The sequence below is a fragment of the Labilibaculum sp. genome, from assembly GCF_041595635.1.
GTDB lineage: Bacteria > Bacteroidota > Bacteroidia > Bacteroidales > Marinifilaceae > Labilibaculum.
Map to the genome: position 1 here is coordinate 1 of NZ_JBFHJW010000123.1, position 3,303 is coordinate 3,303.

Here is a 3,303-nt window from a genome sequence, read left to right on the forward strand (position 1 = left end):
AGGTAAGGTCCCCACTTTTTCCAGGGTATATTTTCGTTGGCACAATCTTTTAATCTCTTTTTCTCAGTATTCATGATTTTTATTCAAATAAAAAATACTTATAGCACTTCTTGTTAAGAAAATGACCAGCCAATATTGAGTAAAAAGCAAAGTTGATGATTAGTTCTACTTTATTGGCTGAAGTGGTTAAATTAAAAAAAAACAGGTATTATTCTTGTTTTATAATATGTATATGTTCGAAAAATACAACATTTATTTAATAAAGGATAGATGTATTTGGGGATTAACATTTATTTAAATAAGAATGTAGATGCGATAAGAGATTAGGACAGAAAAAAGGTATAAATCGGGATGTTTAAAATAGTTTATAAAATTTTACGCTTAGGGCTTGTGATTAACAGGTACAATACCAGTAGGTTTGAAAAGAAAGGGTAAAGTTTGGTTAAAGGATTATTTTCTTTTTTGCCCTCTGGTTTTTGGTTTTTTATATTTGATTGCTAATTTTCTACGGTATGATCCACCTTGGTTAATTTTTTTGTTTTTGTCTTTCTTGTCGTGAAAGGCAGTTCCTTTGGTGGCATCTAATTTTGGTGTTTTTATCAGTGTTTTACCTGCAATCTCAGGTGTTTCACTATCCAGTTGTAAGTCTGAAATCTCAACTTTTTCAGGTAACTCTTCAAGTTCAATGGGGCTATTCATTAATTTCTCAATCCTGTGTAAAGAGCTGATTTCGTTTTCAGCAACAAAAGATATGGCATTTCCTTCAGCCTTGGCACGTCCGGTTCTGCCAATACGGTGAATGTATGATTCAGCTTCGTCGGGTAGGTCGAAATTAATTACGTGGCTTACATTTGATATGTCCAGACCTCGGGATATCAGATCGGTTGCTATTAATATGCGCAAGCTTCCTTCTGTAAATTCTTTTACCATTCTAAACCTGAAGTTCTGCGATTTATTGGAGTGGATAACACCAATCTCGTCTTCAAACATTTCTTCCAGGTTGCTGTAAAGGATGTCTGCAATCTGTCTGTTCTTTACAAAAAGTAAAACTTTATCCATGCCATGGTTCACATCCAATAAATAAAGTAACAGGTTTATTTTTGTATAAAAGTTAGGGACTTTGTATCCTGATTGAAATATTTTTTCTACTGGAGTACCTGTAGGTGCAACTTCTACTTTTATGGGATTATAGAAAAAGTGCTTTATGAGCTCGTCAACATCATAGGTTAATGTTGCAGAAAACATTAGGTTCTGTCTTTTTTCAGGCAGAAGGTCAATGATTCGCTCCAGTTGAGGCCTAAAACCAAGATTTAACATTTCATCAACCTCATCGATTACCAGTTTCTGAATGGATTTTAATCGTAAGGTTCCTGTTAAACAAAGATCGATTAATCTACCGGGAGTAGCTACCAATATATCCAGACCTTCATAAACCTGTTGTTTCTGGGTGTTAATATTGGTGCCTCCGTATACCCCAACAACCCTTACGTTCATATAAGTGGTTAGTTTGGTAAATTCTCCTGCAACCTGCTCAACCAACTCTCGTGTAGGAACCAATACTAAAATCCTGGGATGCCGTTGTTTGCTAAATTTTAAATTTCGCAACAAAGGCAAGATGTAGGAAATAGTTTTTCCGGTACCGGTTTGCGCAATGCCTACTACATCTCTTCCTGACATAGCAATAGGAAAAAGCTGTTCCTGTATAGGAGTGGCTTCATTAAAGCCCATGTCAGAAAGGGCATTTAATAACGGACTGTTAATGTTGAAATCAATAAACCTCAAAATCGTATCTTTTTTATTTTTGGCAAAGATAATCAAAAAAAGAGCCTTGTAGTATAAGTTTACAAAGCTCTTTGTTGGAATGTAGAGTAAAGTAATGTTTAGGTAGTCAATTTTTTACTCCATATTTTATTTAAATGTTCTTCAATTACAATGGTTTTAGGTGAATCTTCACCCTGGTCAATCTCAATAGGGCCAATAAATTCAGCTACATCCAGTACGTTATTACGCAATAACTTGGTTCTGCTGCCAATGGAGATCAGGCAGTTGTTCATAGCTTCTTTTGCTTTGTTGGGAGAAAATTGAATTTCTTGTTTTATTTTTTGCAGGAAGGCATTGAAGAATAGTTCGCTTCTGGAATCATCGTTGCAGGCAAAGTAATTTAAAATGGAAAAACCCACCCTTTTTATGTATTCGTCAGGTGATTGTATCCATAAGTACATAATGTCTATGCCAAATCGTGTTTGAGCAATTAAATCGGCAAAGTAGTCGGCTATAACGCTGTAGCGAATAACAGAAACCCACTTGTTAGCTTCGTTGCGGGTAATTTTTTGTGGGTCAGCAACCATACAAGCGAGGATTCGGGCATCGATATTACGTGTTTTCCAAAGCCTTTGGGCTAAAGAGTGATCTATGCCCTTTTTGCCTTCGGGGGAGCTGATTTTATTTTTGAGTCGTTGCAAATCGGTACGACTTACCCCAAAAAGTTCTCCCTTTCCTCCTTGTTGTTTGTATGTTTTCCTGTTTTTTTCAGTGCCGCACTCTTCTAATTCAGCATAAATTTCTTCAAATTTCATCTCATTAAATTTATCATCGTTTATCAGATACATTGCCAGTCTTAATCAAAGAATGAACGATAAATATTTGTCATCAGTCACGCTGCGATGGCAAGGTAGCTTGTGTAAATCAGGTGATAAAATTTGTATCCTGATTTGTAACTGTAAAAATATGAAAATTCAAGGAGGTATAAAAATTATCTTTTAGATTTGAAAAAGTTTTTTATTAATTCTGAGCACTCATCTTCTAAAATAGTATGAATTATTTGTGTTTTTGGGTGTAAAATAGGGGGTGTGTGTTTTGAAAAACCTCTTTTTTCGTCTTTAGCCCCAAATGCTATTTTGCCAATTTGTGACCATGCAAGTGCACCGGCGCACATGCTGCAGGGTTCGAGCGTAACATATAATGTGCATTCGTTCAGGTATTTTCCCCCGAGAAATTCTGCAGCAGCTGTAATGGCCAGCATTTCGGCATGTGCAGTCACGTCATTGAGTGTTTCTGTTAGGTTGTGTGCTTTGGATATGATTTGCTTATTGCAAACCACTACTGCCCCAACCGGGATCTCGTCTTTTTGTAAGGCAATTTTAGCTTCGTTAAGTGCTTGCCGCATAAAATATTCGTCTGAGAAATTGATTTTAGTCATCTTTCGGTTTTATATCGTAAAATAGAGTTGTTTTATTTAATTTCTTTATATTTTCGCATGTTAAATTAAACAGCGAAGTTGGTTTGTGAAAATAATTAAAAAAA

At 35.6% G+C, this 3,303-nt stretch carries 3 protein-coding genes; all 3 read right to left on the reverse strand.

Annotated elements, in window-relative coordinates; all coding sequences use genetic code 11:
- Positions 1 to 450 precede the first annotated feature (450 nt).
- The 3 genes from ABYT26_RS17570 to ABYT26_RS17580 all read right to left on the reverse strand — a co-directional run bounded on the left by ABYT26_RS17570 (position 451) and on the right by ABYT26_RS17580 (position 3,199).
- A complete protein-coding gene (locus tag ABYT26_RS17570; RefSeq protein ID WP_372756326.1) occupies positions 451 to 1,782 on the reverse strand; it encodes a DEAD/DEAH box helicase in 1,332 nt (443 codons plus the stop codon).
- 98 nt (positions 1,783 to 1,880) lie between these two features.
- On the reverse strand, positions 1,881 to 2,576 hold the full coding sequence (locus ABYT26_RS17575) for a DNA alkylation repair protein (protein WP_372756328.1): 696 nt from the start codon (positions 2,574 to 2,576) through the stop codon (positions 1,881 to 1,883).
- A 176-nt stretch (positions 2,577 to 2,752) separates the two neighbouring features.
- Positions 2,753 to 3,199, reverse strand: a complete 447-nt coding sequence (locus tag ABYT26_RS17580) for a nucleoside deaminase (protein ID WP_372756330.1) — start codon at positions 3,197 to 3,199, stop codon at positions 2,753 to 2,755.
- Between the last annotated feature and the right edge of the window lie 104 nt (positions 3,200 to 3,303).

Excerpts from the sequence above, each read along its gene's own strand:
- ABYT26_RS17575 (WP_372756328.1), bottom strand. The coding sequence starts at position 2,576 with ATGAAATTTGAAGAAATTTATGCTGAATTAGAAGAGTGCGGCACTGAA.
- ABYT26_RS17580 (WP_372756330.1), bottom strand. The coding sequence starts at position 3,199 with ATGACTAAAATCAATTTCTCAGACGAATATTTTATGCGGCAAGCACTT.